The sequence below is a fragment of the Bradyrhizobium sp. USDA 4503 genome (assembly GCF_054055815.1).
The window spans coordinates 1289281-1310576 of sequence record NZ_JBSRXS010000001.1 but is presented as its reverse complement, the minus strand read 5'-3'; the positions used below and the strand labels follow the sequence as shown (position 1 = coordinate 1310576).

Genomic DNA, 21296 nt, shown 5'->3' with positions numbered 1-21296 from the left:
CCGGGATCAGCCGGCGAACTTGGCCTTCAGGCTAGCTGCGACTGATGACGGCACGAATGAAGAGAAGTCGCCGCCCATCTGGGCGATTTGGCGCACCAGTGTGGCGGTGATCGGGCGGACCGCAACCGACGCCGGAACGAACACGGTATGCACCTCGGGCGCCATGGCCTCGTTCATGCCGGCAAGCTGCATCTCGTAATCGAGATCGGTGCCGTCGCGCAGGCCGCGAATCATCAGCGTGGCCTTGGCCGCGCGGGCCGCCGCGACCGTGAGATTGTCATAGGTCGCGCTCTCGAAGGCGCAGCCTGCCTGCTGGGCGATGGGGCCGAACACCTCATGGACCATGGCCAGCCGTTCCTCGGTGGAAAACAGCGGCTTCTTGCCGGGATGGACGCCAATGGCGACGATCAGGCGGTCGCAGAGGAAGACGGCCTGTTTCACCACGTCCAGATGGCCGTTGGTGACGGGATCGAAGGAGCCAGGATAGATCGCGATACGGGACATGGTCCCTCCTAACCCGCCCGGCTCTCCCCGGCAAGCCGCCCGGGTTCCATTGCTTGCTCGAAACAAATTTCCAGTCGTCCAGTGAACGAGTCCTGGGATGCCAGCGTCTACGGGGGTGAATGTTTCGTCGGCCGTTGGCGGACGAAACAAAACCGGCCCGCGACGAAACCATTTCCCGCGGTGGCGAAGACACCAGGAAACTTGCTGCCGGTAGACATTGGACAACGAAACGACGGGCCCGGGCGGCCCGATCAACTGGGGACCGTCATGATCAAGGCACTTTCCGCCATCGCTGTTGCCGCGTTCATTGCCGCCGCGCTCACCGTGCTGCCGGGCTTTGCGCCGCAGGTCGAAGCCTCCACCCCGCAGCCGCTGGCCAAGAGCGACCGTCTCGACGTCCACCCGGTCGGCAAGGACTGCTCGCAGCAGGCCTGGCCGAATTTCGAGGCCGCGTGCCTGCGCAGCGCCGGCAACAAGACAGTGGTTCGTGAAGCCCGCCTGGTCACCGCCGACCGTACCCCGTAGCCCGTAGTCGAGCGACGTCCCTCGTCAGCCTGGCGTAAGGTCAGGCCGTCACACAAAACCCAATGGTAATTTGCGACGTCCCGTCGCAGACTATCGTCTAAGGCGCCCGGCCGGATGACCCGGCGCGCGCAAGACACCGGGGGATTGCCGTGACGAGTACGCCCGCCATCGTTTCTTCTGGCCACCCCCCGTCCAGTCCGATCCCGGTTGCCGTCACGCTCGGTGCCCTCGGCGTCGTCTATGGCGACATCGGCACCAGCCCCCTCTACGCCCTGAAGGAAGCCGCCAAGGCCGCCACCCATGGCGGTCCGCTCACCGAGAGCGCGGTGCTCGGCGTGGTCTCGCTGATCCTGTGGGCGCTGATTCTGATCATCTCGATCAAATACGCGATGCTGATCCTGCGCGCCGACAACCGCGGCGAAGGCGGCATCGTCGCGCTCTTGGCGCTGCTCTCGGCGCGCAACGCGGCGCCCGGCACCTGGCGCGCCCATCTTCTGGTGGTCGGCCTGATCGGCGCCGCCCTGCTCTATGGCGATGGCGCCATCACCCCGGCCATCTCGGTGCTGTCGGCGATCGAGGGCCTCAAGGTCGACGCGCCCTCGCTGACCCCTGCGGTGGTGCCGATCACCGTCGTGATCCTGATCGGCCTGTTCATGATGCAGAAGCAGGGCACCGGCTTCATCGGGAGGATCTTCGGCCCGGTGATGCTGTTCTGGTTCGCCGTGCTGGCAGCGCTCGGCATTCACGGCATCGTCAAGGCGCCCGGCGTGCTGGTTGCGCTGAGCCCGCTTTATGCATTCGATTTCCTGATCCATCAGGATTTCCACGTCAGCTTCGCCATCCTTGGCGCCGCCTTCCTCGCGGTGACCGGCGGTGAGGCGATGTATGCCGACATGGGGCATTTCGGCCGCTTTCCGATCCGGCTCGCCTGGTTCGCCGTCTGCCTGCCCGCTCTGGTGCTGAACTATTTCGGCCAGGCCGCGCTGTTGATCACCGACCCGACCGCGATCGAAAATCCGTTCTTCCAGTTGTCGCCGGACTGGTCGCATTACCCGCTCGTCCTGCTCGCGACGATCGCCACCGTGATTGCCTCGCAGGCCATCATCTCGGGTGTGTTCTCGCTGACCCAGCAATCGATCCAGCTCGGCTTCCTGCCGCGCATGCACATCGAGCACACCACGAGCGATGCCATCGGGCAGATCTACGTGCCGCTGGTGAACTGGCTGCTCGCCGCGGGGACACTCGGCGCGGTGCTCGCCTTCGGCACCTCGGACGCGCTCGCCGGCGCCTACGGCATCGCAGTGTCGCTGTTGATGGCGATCACCACGCTGCTTGCAGCGCTGGTCGCGATCCAGTGGGGCTATTCGCCGATCATCGTGATCGCCGTGAACGGCTTTTTCTTCATCATCGACGCGATCTTCTTTGCGGCGAACTCGACCAAGCTGTTCGAAGGCGGCTGGTTCCCGCTGCTGCTCGCCGCCGCGGTGGCCTTCCTGATGCTGACCTGGCGCGGCGGCGTGAAACTGGTCGAGACGGCGCGCAGCAAGCTGCGTCAGCCGGAAGAAGATCTGATCGAAACCGCGGTCAACAAGTGCCACAGCCGGCTGCCGGGCACCGCCATATTCCTCGCCTCCGCCCCTAACGGCGTGCCGCTTGCCTTGACCCAGTTCGTCAAGCACAACCACGTGCTGCACCAGCGCGTGCTGCTGGTCACCGTACAGATCGAGGAATCCCCCCGCATCCCGGACGAGGATCGCGTGGTGGTTCACGACGTCACCCCGGGCATCATCCGCGTCATCCTGCGTTACGGCTTCATGCAATATCCCACCGTTTACGAAGGGCTAAAGCTCGCCTGTCGTCAGGGCAAACTGCCCGGTCTGCGTCTGACCGATGTGACCTACTACATCGGCCGCGAGACCATCATCCCGCGGGAAGACATTCCGGGCATGTGGGTATGGCGGGAATCGCTGTTCGCGTTCCTGCAGCGCAACGCCGAACGGTCGGCGGCGTTCTTCGGCGTGCCGACCGGACAGGTCGTGGAATTCGGGACGGAGATCGAGATCTAGTCCCACAGCCCGGATGCGGACATGTCAGACGATCCGCCTCTTCAGCTGAAGCCGCGGCTGGCGATTTCGATCGACCAGGCTCAGGCGATCATCGATCGGGTTGCGCCAGGCGCGCGCGTGGCAGGCATCACCGAGCTGCGCGGCGGCGAGATCAGCACGATCCTCGAGATCACCCGGGCGGACGCGCCAAGCTGCATCCTCAAGGTCTACCCCGCCCAGCTGCAATGGAAGATGGCGAAGGAGGTCTATGTCCTCGGTCTTCTGCGCGACGCCGGCATTGCCATTCCCGCATCCTCGTAGCTGATGACAGCCGCGCGCTGATCGACTTCAATTTTGTGCTGATGAGCAAGCTCGACGGCGTCGTGCTCGGCAACCGCGAGGCGGCGCTGACGGATCAGGAGCTGCTTTCGATCTACGCTCCGCCGTATCAATGGCATCACGCTCGACAGCTTCGGCTATATCGGCCCGCACGGCGTCTGGACGTCGTACCCGACCAACCGCGCCTACATGTCCGCGCAGTTCGAGCGGAAGCTGACCGAGTTTTGCACGCGCGGCGGGGACGAAGCGCTGGCCGCGCGGCTGCGGGCCAGCATCCTGGCGCGCAGTGTCCTGCTCGACGCAGCCGACACGCCCCGCCTCTGCCACTATGACTTCCACGCCGGCAACGTGCTGGTGACACCGGAGGGGCAGCCGCGTCTCACCGGCATCGTCGATTTCGAGAATGCCACCGCCGGCGATCCGCTGATGGACATCGCCAAGGCGCTCTATTACTTCACGCCGAGGGACGCGCCGAATCGCGACGGATTGCTCGCGGGCCACGGCACGAGCGACCGGCCGGACTGGGAGGCCACGATCGCGCTCTACCGGCTGGCCTCGACGCTCGAGCTCTGGTGCTGGTTCGCGCAGATCGGCCGGATGGACGCCCTTCCCGGGCTCACGCGCGAACTGGAAAGCGCCATCTAGGCCGCGCCCCCACAAACACAGAGCCCGCGGTGCTCCCGATGGCCGCCTCGTCGGCGCCCGCGGGCATAATTCATTCGGGCAATCCCGCCTTCCGAAGCCCCTCGATCAACAGCTGCGCGTTTGGGTACCCGCCCCTGGCGATCATTGCGGAAATTGTAAAGGCGGGATCGAGCTGAAGCAGGAGCGCCGCCGCCTCGCGCGCCTCCGCGTCGCGTCCGAGATGAGCGAACGCGGACGCGAGACAACGGTAGGCCAGCGAATAGGAGGCATTCTGGCGCCGGCATTTATTCGCTGCGGCAATGGCCTCGTCAAAGCGGCGAAGCTCGATGAAGGCCATCCCCATCCCAACAAACGTGATGGGTAGCCGCGGGTCTAACGGGCTCAGGCGGATGGCGCGTTCAAAACTCCGGACCGCTTCATCGGGAAGCCCGGCAACTCTGTAGACGCTGCCTCTGGCGGTCCATGCGCGATATGAATTCGGATTGAGAGCGACCGCCCGGTCGGCCAATTCGATCTCACTCTCACAATCGCCGACCATGTACGCCGAGGTGAGGGAAACCCAGGCTAATGTTTCCGCATCGCCATCGTCGATGCTCAATGCCAGGCGAAGCAGCCGGACCGCTTCCTTGCGGTCAAATTGAGGATCGACGGCATGCCCCCAAAGGATGTTCTGCATGTGGGCGAGACCTGCCAGAGCGGCGACAAAGCCGAACCGGGGGTCAAGCTCCAAAGCACGATGCGCCAGCCTGATCGCCTCGGCCAACCCGTCGGCGGTCATCAGGTAATGCTGCTGCATGGCGCGGAGATAGAAATCATAGGCGGTGAGGTTCTCTGGTCGCCGTGCCGACAGGCCGATTTCGATCTGCAGCAATTTTGGTTGAATGGCCGAGACGACGGCGACGGTCACCTCGTCCTGGAGAGCGAATATGTCCGTCAGGTCACGCTCGAACCTGTCTGCCCAGATGTGCGTTCCGGTCACCGCATCGATCAACTGCCCGGTGATGCGAACCTTCCCCGCGGCCTTGCGCACAGACCCCTCAAGGACATAGCGGACGCCGAGCCTGCGGCCGACCTCCTTGATATCGACGGCCCGGCCCTTGAAGGTAAAACTCGAATTTCGGGCGATCACAAACAGCCATTTGAAGCGCGACAGCGCCGTGATGATTTCCTCGACCATTCCGTCCGCGAAGTATTCCTGCTCGGGGTCGCCGCTCATATTCTCGAACGGCAGCACGGCGATCGACGGCTTGTCAGGGAGCGCCAGAGCTTGCACGCTGTCGACCGGCGGCTCGATCGGCGCCCCCTCAGGATGGCCCGCGTTTATCCTCAATCGCCACGCGCGCATCGGCTCAGCAATGTTCTTCAGGTTCTGCGAGCCCATGTCCTCGAACACGGCATCGACCTTGCCGCGGATTTGACGTTGCGCATCGTCCGAGATGCAGATTCCGCCGGGCTCCGCGATCCCTTCAAGGCGGGCGGCGATATTGACGCCGTCTCCAAAGATATCGTTTTCATCGACGATGATGTCGCCGACGTGGATGCCAATGCGGAATTCGATCCGCTTGAGTTGCGGCACCGTGGCATTTCGCTCGGCCATTGCGCGCTGGACCTCAATGGCGCAACGCACCGCATCCACGACACTGCCGAACTCGGCGAGCACGCCGTCGCCCGTGTGCTTGACGACCTTGCCACGGTGTTCGCTGATCTTGGGATCAGCGAGTCCACGCAGACACTCCCTCAGCCGGACGTGTGTCCCTTCCTCGTCCAGGCCGGTCAGCCGACTATATCCGGCCACGTCAGCCGCCAGGATAGCTGCAAGCCGCCGCTCAACGCGATGATCGGTCACAACGGCCTCCCGAAATCGGTAGATCCGCCGGACCCCATCAAAGCATAGGGCGTTGCCCTTGGGCTAGGGGCGTACGGCAGGCCCGCCGGATTTCGCGGAGCCTGTCAACGGGCGCGCCTGTTGGCTGCATTCGTGCTGGGGTTCTCCGAAACGGCGGCGCTAGCCGCCGTTGCCGTTCTCGCCGTTTTCCTCTTCAGGGATGTGCTCGACCGAGACCACGTGCTCGTCCTCGGCGGTGTCGAACACGATCACGCCCTGGGTCGAGCGGCCGGCGACGCGGATATCGGCCACCGGGCAGCGGATCAGCTGACCCTTGTCGGTGACCAGCATGATCTGGTCGGCGTCCTCGACCGGGAACGACGCCACCAGGTTGCCGTTCCGGTTGTTGACGCTCATCGCGACGATGCCTTTGCCGCCGCGGCCGGTGGTGCGGTACTCGTAGGACGAGGTCCGCTTGCCATAGCCGTTGACGGAGACGGTCAGCACCACCTGCTCGGCCGCCGACAGTTCGGCATAGCGCTCCTGCGACAGCTGGATCGCATTCGCTGTCTCCTCGCCCTCGGTCTCGACCGGCTCCTCGGTCGCGGCCTCGCCGGCCACGGCGCGGCGCATCTTCAAATAGGCCGAGCGCTCGTCCGAGGTGGTCTCGACATGGCGCAGGATCGCCAGCGAGATCAGCTTGTCGGCCTCGGGCAGCGCAATGCCGCGCACGCCCATCGAGGTGCGGCCGGTGAAGACGCGCACATCGGTGACCGGGAAACGGATGCACTGGCCGCCGGCGGCGGTCAGGAGCACGTCGTCATGCTCGGTGCAGATCTGGACGTCGACGATCGCCTCGCCTTCCCCGAGCTTCATGGCGATGATGCCGGAGCGGCGCACGTCGACGAAGTCGGACAGCTTGTTGCGGCGAACGGTGCCGCCGGTCGTCGCGAACATCACGTCGAGATTGGCCCAGGAGGATTCATCCTCCGGCAGCGGCATGATCGTCGTGATGCGTTCGCCCTGCTCCAGCGGCAGGATGTTGATCAGCGCCTTGCCGCGCGCGTTCGGCGCGGCCATCGGCAGCCGCCAGACCTTCTCCTTGTAGACCTGGCCGCGCGACGAGAAGAACAGCACCGGCGTGTGCGTGGAGGCCACGAACAGGCGCGAGACGAAATCCTCGTCGCGGGTCTGCATGCCGGCGCGGCCCTTGCCGCCGCGGCGCTGCGCCCGATAGGTCGACAGCGGCACGCGCTTGACGTAGCCCGCATGCGACACGGTGACGACCATGTCCTCGCGCTGGATCAGGTCCTCGTCCTCGACCTCGCCTTCCTGCTCGATGATCACGGTCTTGCGCGGGGTGGCGAACTGCTGCTTCACCTCGGCCAGTTCGGTCTTGACGATGCCCTGCACGCGGGCACGCGAACGCAGGATGTCGAGATAGTCGGCGATCTCGGCCGCGAGCTTGTCGAGCTCTTCGGAAATCTCGTCGCGCCCCAGCGCGGTCAAGCGCTGCAGGCGAAGGTCGAGGATGGCCCTGGCCTGCTCCATCGATAGCCGCAGCGTGCCGTCCTCGTTGATGCGATGCCGGGGATCGTCGATCAGCGTGATCATCGCCTCGACGTCGCGTGCCGGCCAGTCGCGTGACATCAGGGCCTCGCGCGCGGTGTTCGGATCGGGCGAGGTCCGGATGACGCGGATGATCTCATCGATGTTGGCGACCGCGATCGCAAGGCCGACCAGGATGTGGGCGCGGTCGCGCGCCTTGCCGAGCAGGAACTTGGTCCGCCGGGTCACCACCTGCTCGCGGAACGCGACGAAGATGGTGAGCAGGTCCTTCAGATTCATCGTCTGCGGACGGCCGGAATCCAGCGCTAGCATGTTGGCCGGGAAATTGGTCTGCAGCGGTGTGAATCGGTAGAGCTGGTTCAGCACCACGTCGGGCACCGCTTCGCGCTTCAGCTCGATGACGACGCGATAGCCGTCACGATCGGACTCGTCGCGCAGGTCCCCGATGCCCTCGATCTTCTTCTCTTTGACGAGATCGGCGATACGCTCGACCATCGTCGCCTTGTTCACCTGATAGGGAATCTCGGTGATGATGATCGCTTCACGGTCCTTGCGGATGGTGTCGATCGTCACCTTGCCGCGCATCACGATCGAGCCGCGGCCGAGGTGGTAGGCGCTGCGAATGCCCTGACGGCCGAGGATGACGCCGCCGGTCGGGAAGTCCGGTCCGGGAATGATGTCGATCAGTTCGTCGATCGTGAGCGCCGGATTGTCGATCAGCGCCACGCAGGCATCGACGACCTCACCGAGATTGTGCGGCGGGATATTGGTCGCCATGCCGACGGCGATGCCGCCGGCGCCATTGACCAGAAGGTTCGGGAACCGGGCCGGCAGAACCGACGGCTCTTTCTCGGAGTTGTCGTAGTTCGGCTGGAAATCGACCGTTTCCATGTCGATGTCGGCCAGCACGGCGAGCGCCGCCCGGGTCAGCCGCGCTTCGGTATATCGATAGGCGGCCGGCGGATCGCCGTCGACCGAACCGAAATTGCCCTGGCCGTCGATCAGCGGCACGCGCAGTGAGAAATCCTGCGCCATGCGGACCATCGCGTCGTAAATCGACTGGTCGCCATGCGGGTGATATTTACCGATCACGTCGCCGACGACGCGGGCGGATTTGACGTATTTCTTGTCCGGCGTATGTCCCTGCTCATGCATCGAATAGAGGATGCGCCGGTGCACCGGCTTGAGCCCGTCGCGCGCATCGGGCAGCGCACGCGACACGATCACGCTCATCGCGTAATCGAGATAGGACTTCTTCATCTCGTCGAGGATGGAAACGGGACGAATATCTGAGGGTCCCGGCGGCTCGCCGGGCTTGTGGTCGTCGTTATCGGACAAAGGGGAAATCCGGTCGGTTCTACTGGGGAATCATATAGCCCATCGGAGGCCTGATAACCACCCTTGCGCGGCTCCGCAAGCCGTTTTTCCGTTCGTTTTTTCATGCACTTACGGGGGAGCGCCAAGGTTCCCACGGCTTGGTCGGGAAGCGCGTGGCGAATGGCGAACAGCAATGGAAAAATCCCCTATTCGCCACCCGCCATTCGCTACTTGTCTCTCCCGTCAGTGGCCGAAGACCACCGCGTGCATGATCCGCCCGGGGATGAAGGTGAACAGTTCGGCGATGAGCAGTGCGCCAAAGGAGATGCCGATCATCGTGAACCTGTGGCGGCGGACATTGTGGCTCCGTGCGGCCGTGACGCCGAGCGCCAGCATGGCGAGCGAGAAGATCGACACTAGGTGGATCGGGCTCCAGGGACCGACCAGCTGGATCTGATGGATCCAAAACGAGCTTCCGGCGACCACCAGCATCAGGATCACCCAGATCCAGCCCAGGGTCCGGTGCGGCAGCGTGCCCTTGGGGGCGGCGAGCTGGATGGAGCCGAGCACGAAGGCGGCCATCGCGGCAAAGGCGTGGAGCGGGATCGCAGGCGCGGTGTCGAGCAATGGCGCGAGGCTCATGATGGCCGGCCCTCGGGTGAAGCTCGCGGCCAAGCATCAAATGCCGCAGGCCAATGTAAATATCATTTACATCAGGCTGTGTCAAAGTCCAGGGAACCCGCATCCCTTTACGTCGAACCACCGACGTTCTGACAGAGAGTTACCGAGTTATCCTCTTATTCCACACGAGGAAATTGCTGGTGCCGATCGCAACGACCGTTCCGGGAAATGATCTTCACGGAACGGCGCCTGACGGAATCGACGGAAGCGCGACCGCTGCTCAGAACGGGATGTCGTCGTCCATGTCGCTGTTGCGGCTGCTGCCACCACCCGCGGCGACGGCGCGGCGCGGCGCCGAGCTGACCGGTCCGGCCGAACCGAAATCGCTGCCGCCATCATCGGAGAAGCTGCTGCCCCCACCGCCACGCCCGTCGAGCATGGTGAGGTTGGAGTTGAAGCCCTGCAGCACGACTTCGGTCGAGTACTTCTCGACGCCGCTCTGGTCGGTCCATTTGCGGGTCTGCAACTGCCCCTCGATGTACACCTTGGCGCCCTTCTTCAGATACTGCTCGGCGACCTTGCAGAGGCCCTCGTTGAAGATCACGACGCGGTGCCACTCGGTCTTTTCCTTGCGCTCGCCGGTGCCCTTGTCGCGCCAGGTTTCCGAGGTGGCGATGGAAAGGTTTGCGATCGGACGGCCGTCCTGCGTCCGCCGGATTTCCGGATCCTTGCCGAGGTTTCCCACCAGGATCACCTTGTTCACGCTTCCCGCCATCGCATCATCTCCACTCAAAAACCGGGCGTCCGGACATTCGGCCGCCACTCTCAACCTTCGCCACTTACGTCGCAGGCGTCGTGGATGACCCTATACGCCGGTGCCGGCTCGCCGCCTTTGCCGTCGCGCCGGTTATCCACGATATTCGAGATATAGCATCGGATCCGGCGTCGTTCCAGTTTTGTTCGCCACAACCATCCGTAGAAGTGGCCAGTGCCGTCGGAGCGGCAGTCGATCTCGGTGCAGGCCGACGCTCGGCAGCAAGATTTAGGAAAACAACAAACAAATCAGCAGCTTGCCTTATCGATACTTCTCCCGCGAGTGTTGCATTTGGGAGACTGCGTTTGCGGTTGAATCAGCGTATAGCTCCAACCATGGCGCGGGCGCTCGCGTCTGGGATCGTGCTTCGGGACCGTTTGGAAGCCGATCGGGGTGCTGGGGGATCGATAATGAAGAAGTTTTTGCTCGGTACGGTTGCTCTGATTGCGTTGGCTGCGCCTGCCGCGGCTGCCGATCTCGCTGCGCGCCCGTACACCAAGGCGCCGCCGCCCGTGGTTGCCCCGATCTATGACTGGACCGGCTTCTACATCGGCGCCAACGGCGGCTGGGGCTCGAGCCACAATTGCTGGGACCAGCTCCCGGCCGGCATCTTCCTCGCATCAGATGGTTGCCATGATGCAACCGGCGGCGTCGCCGGTGGCCAGATCGGTTATCGCTGGCAGGCTGGCGCCTGGGTGTTCGGCCTCGAAGCGCAGGGCGACTGGGCTGACCTGAAGGGCAGCAACAACAGCGCGATCTTCCCGGGCCTGTTCACCAACCAGTCCAAGATCGACGCGTTCGGCCTGTTCACCGGCCAGATCGGTTACGCCGTCAACAACGTGCTGCTCTACGCCAAGGGCGGCGCGGCGCTGACCGACAACCGCTTCAACACCTACTTCACCCCAACCGGCGTGCTGGTCGGCAGCGCCAGCGACACCCGCTGGGGCGGCACCGTCGGCGCCGGCATCGAAGTCGGCTTCGCGCCGAACTGGACCGCGGGCATCGAATACGACCACCTGTTCATGCAGGACAAGACCTATAACCTGATCGCCCCCAACGGCACGCTGAACAGCACCATCCGCGATCGGCAGGACGTCGACCTCGTTACCGTCCGCGTGAACTACAAGTGGGGTGGTCCGGTCGTCGCGCGCTATTGATCGCGCCAGGCCGATTGATCCAGACGAAAGGCCGGCCTTGCGCCGGCCTTTTGTTTGCGCGCCTGTTTGTGCGCCGGCTTTTTCGTTGCGTGTGCACGCGCACCTCACCGGGGCCGTTTTCGGTGCGTTGTGGTTTCGCGGATACACACGTTCCGGCATTTCTCTGTAGAAGCACCAGCACGTCACGCGACACTGCTGTGACGCTCTCTTCAAGATATCTGAAGGGACAACAAGAAAATGGGACTGGGACTTTGAAAATGAGGACTGTTTTGCTGGCCTCGGCCGGCATGTTTGCACTGAGCGCTTTTGCACCGGCAATGGCCGCCGACATGGCGGCACGCGCGCCTTACGTGAAGGCTCCGCCGCCGGCCGCGATCTACAACTGGACCGGCTTCTACGTCGGAGGCTTCGGCGGCTACGCCAGCGAGAACTCCGGCACCCCGAGCATGGAAGGCGGCTTCGGCGGCGGCACCATCGGCTACAACTGGCAAGCCGGCAACATCGTGTACGGCCTCGAGGTCGACGCCGCAGGCGCTGACATCGACGCATCGGTCTCCGCGCTCGGCGTCACCGCCCGCAGCAAGATCGACTCGCTCGGCACCGTGCGCGGCCGCCTCGGCTTCGCCGTCGACAAGGTGCTGTTCTATGGCACCGGCGGTTACGCCTGGGCCAACAACGAGGTCAGCGTCACCGCGCTCGGCGTGACCGCCTCGCAGAGCAACTTTCACTCCGGCTGGACCGTCGGCGCCGGCGTCGAGGCGTTCATCGCGCCGCAGTGGTCGATCAAGGGCGAATACCTGTATCGCAGCCTCGACAGCGAGAACTATTTCGGCGTGCCGTCCGGTACGCTCGAGCTGCACAGCGCCCAGTTCGGCGTCAACTATCACTTCGGCGGCCCGATCGTCGCCAAGTACTAAGCCTGAGCGAATTGCCTGACCGCCATCGGCGGTCAGATCGCACTGAAAGGCCGGCCTAGCGCCGGCCTTTTTGCGTAAGCGCGTTTTCGAGCGAAGTGAATTGAGGTTCGCGTCAAGAAAACGCGTCACAGCAGGAATCCAGAGCTCCCGTTCCGATCCCATCGAATGGGGGAAAAGGCTCTAGCGGAACCGGCGCTGCTGACGGCTGCTGCCATCAGGCAAACTATCCGTTGATGGACGCGACTCAGCACTGGAAATTGTCCACCGTTCTTCCTACGTTCCAGTCTTCACACCCCATCGGCGCAAGGTCCCGGCATCACCGGCGATGCGCGCCCAAAAGGCGCCAAGCATGCGCCCGGAACTGTCGCTATGGATGAAGTGCTCAAGGCGAAGCGCCAACAGAACGCCGGCTCCTCATCGCGCGCCATCACGATCCGTGGCGCGCGCGAACACAATCTGAAGAACATCGACGTCGAGATTCCGCGCGACAAGCTCGTGGTGTTCACCGGCCTGTCCGGCTCCGGCAAGTCGTCGCTCGCGTTCGACACCATCTATGCCGAGGGCCAGCGCCGCTACGTCGAGTCGCTGTCGGCCTATGCGCGGCAATTTTTGGAGATGATGCAGAAGCCGGATGTCGACCAGATCGACGGCCTGTCGCCGGCGATCTCGATCGAGCAGAAGACCACGTCGAAGAACCCGCGCTCCACCGTCGGCACCGTCACCGAGATCTACGACTACATGCGCCTGTTGTGGGCCCGCGTCGGCGTGCCCTATTCGCCGGCCACCGGCCTGCCGATCGAGAGCCAGATCGTCTCGCAGATGGTCGACCGCGTGCTGGCGCTGCCGGAAGGCACCCGCCTCTATCTCCTGGCGCCGGTCGTGCGCGGCCGCAAGGGCGAGTACAAGAAGGAGCTCGCCGAGTACCTCAAGAAGGGCTTTCAGCGCGTCAAGATCGACGGCACCTTCTACGAACTGTCCGAAGCGCCCGCGCTCGACAAGAAATTCCCGCACGACATCGACGTCGTGGTCGACCGCATCGTGGTGCGCCCGGACCTCGCCCAGCGCCTCGCGGAAAGCTTCGAGACCGCGCTGAAGCTCGCCGAGGGCCTCGCCGTGATCGAATACGCCGATGCGCCGGCGGCGGCCGCGCAGGACGACAAGAAAGAGGACAAGAAGAAGACCGCGAAGATCCACGACAAGAGCGGGCCCGAGCGCATCCTGTTCTCGGAAAAATTCGCCTGTCCGGTCTCCGGCTTCACGATCCCCGAGATCGAGCCGCGCCTGTTCTCGTTCAACAACCCCTATGGCGCCTGTCCGGCCTGCGGCGGCCTCGGCGTCGAGCAGCATATCGACGAGGACCTGGTCATCCCCGACAAGGAGCTGACCTTGCGCAAGGGCGCGATCGCGCCTTGGGCGAAATCGTCTTCGCCCTACTACATCCAGACCCTGACCGCGCTCGGCAAGCACTACAAGTTCACGCTCGACACCAAGTGGAAGGACCTCACCAAGAAGGTCCAGAACGCGCTGCTGCACGGCTCCGGCGACGACGAGATCAAGTTCTCCTATGAGGACGGCGTCCGCTCCTACGACACCAAGAAGCCGTTCGAGGGCGTCGTCACCAACATCGACCGCCGCTACCGCGAGACCGAGAGCGAGTGGGCGCGCGAGGAGCTCGGCAAGTATTTCTCCGACGTGCCCTGCGAGGGCTGCCGCGGCTACCGGCTGAAGCCGGAGGCGCTGTGCGTCAAGATCGGCGGCAAGCACATCGGCGAGATCTCCGAGCTCTCGGTCAAGCGCGCCGGCGAATGGTTCGAGACGGTGCCGGAGGCGCTCAACGCGCAGCAGAACGAGATCGCCGCACGCATCCTGAAGGAGATCCGTGAGCGCCTGACCTTCCTGCTCGACGTCGGCCTGAATTACCTGACGCTGTCACGCTCCTCCGGCACGCTGTCGGGTGGCGAGAGCCAGCGCATCCGCCTCGCCTCGCAGATCGGCTCGGGACTGACCGGCGTGCTCTACGTGCTGGACGAGCCGTCGATCGGCCTGCACCAGCGCGACAATGCCCGCCTGCTCGACACGCTGAAGCGGCTGCGCGACCTCGGCAACACCGTGGTCGTGGTCGAGCATGACGAGGACGCCATCCGCCTCGCCGATTACGTGCTCGACATCGGGCCCGGCGCCGGCATGCATGGCGGCCACATCGTCGCCGAGGGCACGCCCGACCAGATCATGCGCAACCCGAAATCGCTGACCGGCAAGTATCTCACCGGCGAGCTGTCGGTGCCCGTGCCCGACCGGCGGCCGCCGAACCATCGGCGCACCATCAAGGTCGTCAATGCCCGCGGCAATAACCTCAAGAACGTCTCGGCCGAGATCCCGCTCGGCCTGTTCACCTGCGTGACCGGCGTCTCGGGCGGCGGCAAGTCGACGCTGCTGATCGATACGCTCTACAAGTCGATCGCGCGCAAGCTGAACAACGCCAGCGAGGGCGCCGCGCCACACGACCGCATCGAGGGCCTCGAGCACATCGACAAGATCATCGACATCGACCAGTCGCCGATCGGCCGCACGCCACGTTCGAATCCGGCGACCTATACCGGCGCCTTCACGCCGATCCGCGAATGGTTCGCCGGCCTGCCGGAAGCGAAGGCGCGCGGCTACGAGCCCGGGCGCTTCTCCTTCAACGTCAAGGGCGGCCGCTGCGAGGCCTGCCAGGGCGACGGCGTCATCAAGATCGAGATGCACTTCCTGCCCGACGTCTACGTCACCTGCGACACCTGCAAGGGCAAACGCTACAACCGCGAGACGCTGGAGGTGCTGTTCAAGGGCAAGAGCATCGCCGACGTGCTCGACATGACCGTCGAGGAAGCCGCCGAGTTCTTCAAGGCGGTGCCGCGCGTGCGCGAGACCTTCCAGACCCTGCACCGCGTCGGCCTCGACTACATCCATGTCGGCCAGCAGGCGACGACGCTGTCGGGCGGCGAAGCCCAGCGCGTCAAGCTGGCGAAAGAGCTATCAAAGCGCGCCACCGGCCGCACGCTCTACATCCTGGACGAGCCGACCACCGGCCTGCACTTCCACGACGTCGCAAAATTGCTCGAGGTGCTGCACGAGCTGGTCGCCCAGGGCAACACGGTGGTGGTGATCGAGCACAATCTCGAAGTCATCAAGACCGCCGACTGGGTCATCGACCTCGGCCCCGAAGGCGGCGACGGCGGTGGCGAAATCGTCGCCTGGGGCCCGCCCGAAGACATCGTCAAGGCCCCGCGCAGCTACACCGGCAAGTTTCTGGCGCCGGTGCTGAAGAAGGCGAACAGCAAGCCGAGGAAGAGCTCGGCGAGCGAGGCGGCGGAGTAGCGTTGGCAGATGAGCGAGCTGCAAACATTGTTCGCTTTCGGAAAAGACAGCGTACCCCATACCACAGCGGCGCGCGCCGATATCCCCGGAAACGTTGCGGACAAGGCAGCGCTCTTGGCGACGCTCGCCAGGCAACTGGGATTTCCCAATTACTTCGGAAACAATTGGGATGCGTTCGAGGAATGTATTCGCGATCTCTCGTGGTTACCGCACGGTCCCGTGCTTGTGGTGCACGCCGACGTGCCCTTGGTTGGCGATCCGGCGAGTGCGATGACTTACGTCGCAATACTGAATGACGCTGCTAACAAAATGGCGCGATCGGAGGGCCGTCCACTCTTGGTCGCATTTCCTCCCCAGCATCGTGACCGAGTCATGTGGCTTCTTCGAGCAGACGAAGCCCGCAGCAATCGTAGGGCGGATTAGCGAAGCGTAGTCCGCCCGACCTAGTGCCACAAGAGCGGCGGGTTCCGCCTGCGGCTAACCCGCACTACGGCCGGTCTCAGTTCCCTCGGTAAGTGGCTATCTGCCAGACGTTTGCCCAGGCATCCCGGACCGTCGCTCGTCTCTCGCCATAAGGCGTATCCGCGGGGGTCTCGATCGATTCAGCGCCTGCCGCGATCGCACGACGATAGGTCTCGTCTGCGTCCGGAACATAGACGTAGAGAAAGGCCGGCATGGCCTCGCGGACGCCTCCGCCGTCGCTGATCAGGATGATCGAGTCTCCGATCCGGATTTCCGTTGGCGCGCCGGAGCGAACTTCGCCCTGCGCGTCGAAAGCGTCTCGAAGGAATCTGGCCAAGCCGGTGAGGTCGCTCGTGACAATTCGCGGTATGACGGAGGGCCAGCCGGCGGGCTTGAACTGGGTCATGTGCCTGACTTAGTAGCCCGCATGAGCGGAGCGATATGCGGGGTCTATCAGCCGAACAAGTTGACCGCTCCCGCATGTCGCTTCGCTCATGCGGGCTACGGCAGACCTCAACTGCGCACTACACTGCCCAATAATTCGGGTGCGTGTAGGATCGCGAGCGGTCGCCCCAATCGAATTCGTCGCCGTCGAATTCGCACGGCCCGGTGCGCAGGTCCTCCAGCGTCACCCCGGCCTCGAAGGCCTGCCGCACGGGATCGAATCGCAGCGCGGCCCATCTGACGGGATAGTGGTGGTGGGTACTCAGCACGCCGCCGGTCTTGATGATGGCGTAGGCCACCATTCCGCTCACCTTGTCGAGCATCAACCGCTCGATCGAACCGAGCTTTGCGCCGTCGCGCCCGTAGACGCAGACATGTTCGACCCGGTCACTGGGCACCAAGGTATGATGCATGGCATCCTCCCTGTGTTCCGCTTATTTGCCCGATAATATATGCCTGCCGCGCTGGTGAGCCAATGGGCGTGGCTCGGCGACAGGCCGCAGGGGCCGGTTGGCTCTACCCTGCGGCGGCGGACGCTTGCACAATTTCGGAATAATAAAAACGTACCGCTGATTTGCCCGACGCGTCAAGTCGCTTTTCCGAGTCTCGGCGGCAGCCTGCTCCTTTGCATGGGGTTGTTTTCGATATTTTGGGACACCCCACGCACCTTCCCCCTACTCCGTCCGTCTGAGGAACGCCCCGAACGCGCGCGGGCCGTCGCCGACCTTGACCTCGCCTATCACCTTCATCTCGGCGGCGTCGATCATGCTCAGCGTGTTGCTTTCCCAGTTCGCGACCAGGATGCGCTTGCCGTCGGCGGTCGCCTCGATGCCTTCGGGGTAATCGCCGACCGTGATCCGCTTCACGGGCTGCAACGTCGCGAGGTCGAACACGGTGACCTTGCCGTCATACTGGTCGGTGACGAAGCCGCGGCCCTGCGCCAGCGCCACCGCGTAGGGGCGCAGGCCGACATGCACGCGGCCGATCTCGCGCGCGGTTGCGACGTCGATCACCGAGACGTCGTTGGTGCCGACATTGGCGGTGTAGGCACGCTTGCCATCGGCATCGATGGTGACACCAAACGGCCGGCTCCCGACCTTCACGATCCCCCTCCGCTCGCGCGAGGCGGTATCGACGATGGAGACGCTGTCATCGTCGCGATCCGCCGACAGCAGCAGCAGCCCATCCGGTGTCACCGCCAGCCCGGACGGCGATGCACCGACTGCGATACTTGCGACGACACGCCGCTCTCTGGCATCGATCACCCGCACCGCGGCGGCGTACCAGTCGGCGACATAGACCATCGCGCCGTCGGGCGCGACCGCGATGCCGAGCGGCCCGCCGCCGACATCGACCCGGCCCACCACCTTTCGCGCCGGCGCGTCGACTACCGTGACCGCCTTGGCATCCGGGCTGGTCACATAGGCGAAGCGGCCGTCATTGCTGACGGCAACGCCGGCGGGCTTGCCGCCGATCGCGATGGTCGCGACCGGCTTCGAGGTCGCGAGATCGACCACCGTGAGATCGTCGCTGAGCTGGTTGGTGACGAACGCCTCCTCGGCGCGCGCGGCGCCGAGGCTGGCAAGCAGCGCGACGAGCGCAATCGCGCGCACGGCTAAAGCCCGACGAGATTGGGACAAACCATCATCGCGCTTTAGCTCCTCGTCTTGAGCATGATCTTGTCGGAAAACCGCTTCGCACTTTTCCGGATCATGCTCAGGTCCCGCTCTCGATCTTCTTCTTCAGCGCTTCGAGCCCGACCTTGTAGAGCCCGCTCACCGCCTTCACCGCGGCCTCGTCGCTCAGCTCCGGCGGCGGGTCGTTGTTGGGAAAGCCGCGATAGAACGCGCCGTTCCATTCCAGCTTCGACTTGCCGTCGGGCGCCGGCGACACCGTCAGCGTCGAGGAATAATTGGTGACCGGTAGCACCTTCACGTCGACCGCCGTGATCCGGTACGAATAGCTCATCATCTCCGGCTCGTATTTGTAGAGCTCCTCGTCGACGGTGGCGCCGGGCCCCAGCGTCAGCCGCCGGGTGGCGCCGATCTCGTTGCCCTTCTCGCCCTCGGTCTTGGTGACGCCGGCGAGCCAGCTCATGTCCTGGAAATTGCTGATCACCGCCCACACCTTGGCCTGCGGTGCGTCGATCTCGATCGATTCCCGCACCTTCTGGCGGGTCGGCCCATGGGCCCAGGCGGCCCCCAACACGGCTAATGCCGCCACCACCACGAAAGTCCGTGCGATCGACCGCCTCATCCTTGGTCCTCTCCCGATGTCTGTCGGCCCTGCGCCGCCTGGCGCATGCCGCAGTTTATGATTGGAGGTTCTAGACTAGACCGGCAACCTGCTTCTTGCACCAGAGCGAACTCGCACCCGCCGGCTTCCCCGGGAGGCAAGTCCGCCGGGCGGTGGTCTCACTCCTCGATCGCCGCCTCGACGAACCCTTTCGGATCGTCGCAGAACTCGCGCATCAGCCGGTAGTGATCGGTGTCCCTCAGGCTCACCGGCTCCAGTGCGTATTTGCTCAGCCGCAGCAGCGTCGCATTCGGATAGGCCATCAGCACCGGCGAATGCGTCGCCATGATCACCTGGCAGTGGCCGGTGCCGTTCATCCGGTGCAACAATTTGAGGAATTCGATCTGCCGCGACGGCGACAGCGCGGATTCCGGCTCGTCGAAGATGAAGATGCCCTGCCGCTGGCAACGCTCGTTGAAGAAGCGCAGGAAGCCTTCGCCGTGGGAATAGGACAGGAAGTTCGGCGGCACGTCCCCGACATCCAGCGCGGCCTCATCGACATAGCGCGCCACCGAGAAAAAGCTCTCGGCGCGGAAGAACCAGCCATTCGTGATCTTAGGTAGCCAGCTGGCACGCAGCGCCGACGCAAGCGAGCCGCCCATCTTCTCAACGGCATTGCCGTGGTCGACCGCGCGATAGCCCTTGCCGCCGCCGGCGTCGTCATAGCCGGCCATCACGGCGATGCCTTCGAGCAGCGTCGATTTGCCGGTGCCGTTCTCGCCGACGATGATCGTGATCGCCTTGTCGAAGCTCAGCTCGAAATCGTCGCGCAGCAGCGGCAGTACGAACGGATAGGCATCGCGGTTCGGAATTCGCGCAGGATCGAGCCAGACCCGCTTCAGATACGGCGCAGGCATGTTGATCGGGCGGTTTCGTCTGGCCATGTGCGCGGATCCGGGGAAACAATGGCGGGCGGCCCAGTTTATGATAAGAGCCCGCAACAATCCTAGATGGCCGGATGCCCCATGCCCAGCAAGTCTTACGCACTCTTCCGCAAGGCTGTCAGCACCGAACAGCAGGTCGTCTGCATCTATGACGGCCGGCCGCGCGAACTCTGTCCGCACATCATCGGCCACAACAAGAGCGGTGAAGAGGTCGTGCTGGCCTGGCAGTTCGCCGGCTCGAGTTCGGGCAGGCTGCCGCAATGGCGCTGCCTGCGGCTCGCTCACGTCAGCGACATCAGCCTGCGCAACGGCCCTTGGCACGAGGGCGGATCGCATCGCACCGAGCAGACCTGCGTCAGCGAGATCGACCTCGACATCAACATCCATGTCCGCAAGCGGAGGTGAGCGGCCCCTGCGCCCCCTGGTCAAGAGAGGGCGGCGAAGGCGGCAAGCCTCGGACAATTCATGTCGCGAGAATGCGGATATGTGACTCGCAGATCGCGCAACAAATTAGGTGTCGTCCCGGGCAAGCGAAGCGCGACCCGGGACCCATAACCACCGAAGGTCATTATTGCATAACGCTGGAGCCACAGCTCGCTTCGACAACGAATGTCTGTGGTTATGGGACAGCGGAGGCCGCGGCGCGATATCGGCTCCGGCGAACGCCAGGACGACCGCCGGGAGAAAGCGCCCGCCCCTACGGCTGCTCCGCCTCCGCCAGCACCTCCAGCGCCAGCTCCATCGTCATCAGCACCGGATTGTCGCCGCGCACCAGGCGTCCCTCGGCGATGCCGCCGAGATAGTCGACCAGCGCGATGTCGAGCTCGGCATGCAGCCGGCCATCCGCGTCCGGTGCGATCTCGCCCGCGGTCACCGCGAGCTCGGTCGCGAACGGCACCACGCGGTGGCCGTCGGTGAAGACGGCGCCGATGGTCGAGCCGACGCCGCCATGCAGCCGCGCGCGCAGGATGCCGTGCTGGCGGCAGAAGGCTTCCAGCGCGCAGGCAAAATCCTGGTTCGGCCGCAGCCGCAGCGCGAAGGCATGGCTCGTGGTCCTGGCCCCACGCGGCGCGCTGGCGACGGGACCGAACAGCTTGAAATTGGTCTCACTGTCCGCTTCGGCCAGGAACGTCGCGCCGTCGATCCCGAACGCATTCACCTCGAACGGCTCGGCGACAATGGTATCATCCGGCAGCATGTGGCCGCCATTGAAACGGCCGTCGGCCTCAGTCCACAGGCCGTGGCAATGAAAGAACGGCGCGCCGTCGCGTTCGCCGAAGGTCAGCGCCGCGAGCTTGAGCCGGGTCACGCCGTCGGGACGGAACGTGTCGCTGTAGAACGCGGCGTTGACGCCGTCCTTCGATAGCGCCGGCATCACATAGGCGAACGGCCCGAGCGCGCCGCTTTTCGCGCTCAGGACGCCGCTGCAAAAGCCCTCCGCCGCAAAGCCGCTGCGCACGGCTTCGAGCAAGGGAATGCCGGCCTCGAGCACGAATGAAAAGGCGCGGCCGCGCGCGCTGACCCATTGGATGCGCTCTGGATGCGGAGCGCCAGGCTGGGCGATGCTGCGCATCGC

The 21296-nt window shown here is 64.4% G+C and carries 20 protein-coding genes; 9 read left to right on the top strand and 11 right to left on the bottom strand.

The window, feature by feature from the left end; translation table 11 throughout:
* Nucleotides 1-6: 6 nt before the first annotated feature.
* Complete coding sequence (coaD, locus tag ACVMIH_RS06280; protein ID WP_057018504.1) at nucleotides 7-504, bottom strand: pantetheine-phosphate adenylyltransferase; 498 nt, start codon at nucleotides 502-504, stop codon at nucleotides 7-9.
* 267 nt (nucleotides 505-771) lie between these two features.
* Here coaD and ACVMIH_RS06275 point away from each other — a divergent pair, with 267 nt between their 5' ends.
* From ACVMIH_RS06275 to ACVMIH_RS06260, 4 genes are all read left to right on the top strand, one after another.
* A complete protein-coding gene (locus ACVMIH_RS06275; RefSeq protein WP_057018505.1) occupies nucleotides 772-1029 on the top strand; it encodes a hypothetical protein in 258 nt (85 codons plus the stop codon).
* A 167-nt stretch (nucleotides 1030-1196) separates the two neighbouring features.
* The gene (locus tag ACVMIH_RS06270) at nucleotides 1197-3095 is read left to right on the top strand and encodes a potassium transporter Kup (RefSeq protein WP_057018606.1); all 1899 of its coding nucleotides are present in this window, start codon (nucleotides 1197-1199) and stop codon (nucleotides 3093-3095) included.
* 21 nt (nucleotides 3096-3116) lie between these two features.
* Nucleotides 3117-3395 (top strand): hypothetical protein, encoded by a 279-nt coding sequence (locus ACVMIH_RS06265; protein WP_456856141.1) that lies wholly within the window; start codon nucleotides 3117-3119, stop codon nucleotides 3393-3395.
* A 207-nt stretch (nucleotides 3396-3602) separates the two neighbouring features.
* Nucleotides 3603-4058 (top strand): phosphotransferase family protein, encoded by a 456-nt coding sequence (locus tag ACVMIH_RS06260; protein ID WP_456860995.1) that lies wholly within the window; start codon nucleotides 3603-3605, stop codon nucleotides 4056-4058.
* 70 nt (nucleotides 4059-4128) lie between these two features.
* On the opposite strand, the gene ACVMIH_RS06255 is transcribed toward ACVMIH_RS06260, so the two are convergent.
* From ACVMIH_RS06255 to ACVMIH_RS06240, 4 genes are all read right to left on the bottom strand, one after another.
* Nucleotides 4129-5904, bottom strand: coding sequence for an adenylate/guanylate cyclase domain-containing protein (locus ACVMIH_RS06255; RefSeq protein ID WP_456856143.1), 1776 nt, complete (start codon nucleotides 5902-5904; stop codon nucleotides 4129-4131).
* A 159-nt stretch (nucleotides 5905-6063) separates the two neighbouring features.
* Nucleotides 6064-8790 carry a DNA gyrase subunit A gene (gyrA, locus tag ACVMIH_RS06250; RefSeq protein WP_456856144.1) on the bottom strand — a complete coding sequence of 909 codons (2727 nt, stop codon included), beginning with the start codon at nucleotides 8788-8790 and terminating at the stop codon, nucleotides 6064-6066.
* Between the two features lie 222 nt (nucleotides 8791-9012).
* Complete coding sequence (locus tag ACVMIH_RS06245) at nucleotides 9013-9411, bottom strand: DUF2306 domain-containing protein (protein ID WP_456860993.1); 399 nt, start codon at nucleotides 9409-9411, stop codon at nucleotides 9013-9015.
* 259 nt (nucleotides 9412-9670) lie between these two features.
* Nucleotides 9671-10165 (bottom strand): single-stranded DNA-binding protein, encoded by a 495-nt coding sequence (locus ACVMIH_RS06240; RefSeq protein WP_057018508.1) that lies wholly within the window; start codon nucleotides 10163-10165, stop codon nucleotides 9671-9673.
* A gap of 449 nt (nucleotides 10166-10614) precedes the next feature.
* Between ACVMIH_RS06240 and ACVMIH_RS06235 the strand changes: the two genes are divergently transcribed.
* The 4 genes from ACVMIH_RS06235 (at nucleotide 10615) to ACVMIH_RS06220 (ending at nucleotide 16058) form a co-directional block, all read left to right on the top strand.
* On the top strand, nucleotides 10615-11361 hold the full coding sequence (locus tag ACVMIH_RS06235; RefSeq protein WP_456860991.1) for an outer membrane protein: 747 nt from the start codon (nucleotides 10615-10617) through the stop codon (nucleotides 11359-11361).
* Nucleotides 11362-11618: 257 nt separating this feature from the next.
* Nucleotides 11619-12278, top strand: a complete 660-nt coding sequence (locus ACVMIH_RS06230) for an outer membrane protein (protein WP_076828598.1) — start codon at nucleotides 11619-11621, stop codon at nucleotides 12276-12278.
* A gap of 369 nt (nucleotides 12279-12647) precedes the next feature.
* Nucleotides 12648-15635, top strand: a complete 2988-nt coding sequence (gene uvrA / locus ACVMIH_RS06225) for an excinuclease ABC subunit UvrA (RefSeq protein WP_456860989.1) — start codon at nucleotides 12648-12650, stop codon at nucleotides 15633-15635.
* A gap of 9 nt (nucleotides 15636-15644) precedes the next feature.
* On the top strand, nucleotides 15645-16058 hold the full coding sequence (locus tag ACVMIH_RS06220) for a barstar family protein (protein WP_076828602.1): 414 nt from the start codon (nucleotides 15645-15647) through the stop codon (nucleotides 16056-16058).
* Between the two features lie 76 nt (nucleotides 16059-16134).
* Here ACVMIH_RS06220 and ACVMIH_RS06215 read toward each other — a convergent pair whose 3' ends face one another.
* From ACVMIH_RS06215 to ACVMIH_RS06195, 5 genes are all read right to left on the bottom strand, one after another.
* Nucleotides 16135-16503: a VOC family protein gene (locus ACVMIH_RS06215; RefSeq protein WP_076828604.1), complete on the bottom strand. Its 369-nt coding sequence runs from the start codon at nucleotides 16501-16503 to the stop codon at nucleotides 16135-16137.
* Between the two features lie 118 nt (nucleotides 16504-16621).
* Entirely contained in the window at nucleotides 16622-16954 is a 333-nt protein-coding gene (locus ACVMIH_RS06210) for a PRC-barrel domain-containing protein (RefSeq protein WP_456860987.1), read from the bottom strand.
* Between the two features lie 261 nt (nucleotides 16955-17215).
* A complete protein-coding gene (locus ACVMIH_RS06205; protein WP_456860985.1) occupies nucleotides 17216-18154 on the bottom strand; it encodes a YVTN family beta-propeller repeat protein in 939 nt (312 codons plus the stop codon).
* Nucleotides 18155-18257: 103 nt separating this feature from the next.
* On the bottom strand, nucleotides 18258-18797 hold the full coding sequence (locus ACVMIH_RS06200) for an SRPBCC family protein (protein ID WP_456860983.1): 540 nt from the start codon (nucleotides 18795-18797) through the stop codon (nucleotides 18258-18260).
* Nucleotides 18798-18955: 158 nt separating this feature from the next.
* Nucleotides 18956-19720, bottom strand: a complete 765-nt coding sequence (locus ACVMIH_RS06195; RefSeq protein ID WP_316398349.1) for an AAA family ATPase — start codon at nucleotides 19718-19720, stop codon at nucleotides 18956-18958.
* Nucleotides 19721-19801: 81 nt separating this feature from the next.
* Here ACVMIH_RS06195 and ACVMIH_RS06190 point away from each other — a divergent pair, with 81 nt between their 5' ends.
* The gene (locus ACVMIH_RS06190) at nucleotides 19802-20125 is read left to right on the top strand and encodes a hypothetical protein (RefSeq protein WP_168858303.1); all 324 of its coding nucleotides are present in this window, start codon (nucleotides 19802-19804) and stop codon (nucleotides 20123-20125) included.
* 292 nt (nucleotides 20126-20417) lie between these two features.
* Here the strand turns inward: ACVMIH_RS06190 and ACVMIH_RS06185 are convergent, their stop codons facing one another.
* A complete protein-coding gene (locus tag ACVMIH_RS06185; protein WP_456856153.1) occupies nucleotides 20418-21293 on the bottom strand; it encodes a PCC domain-containing protein in 876 nt (291 codons plus the stop codon).
* Nucleotides 21294-21296 lie beyond the last annotated feature (3 nt).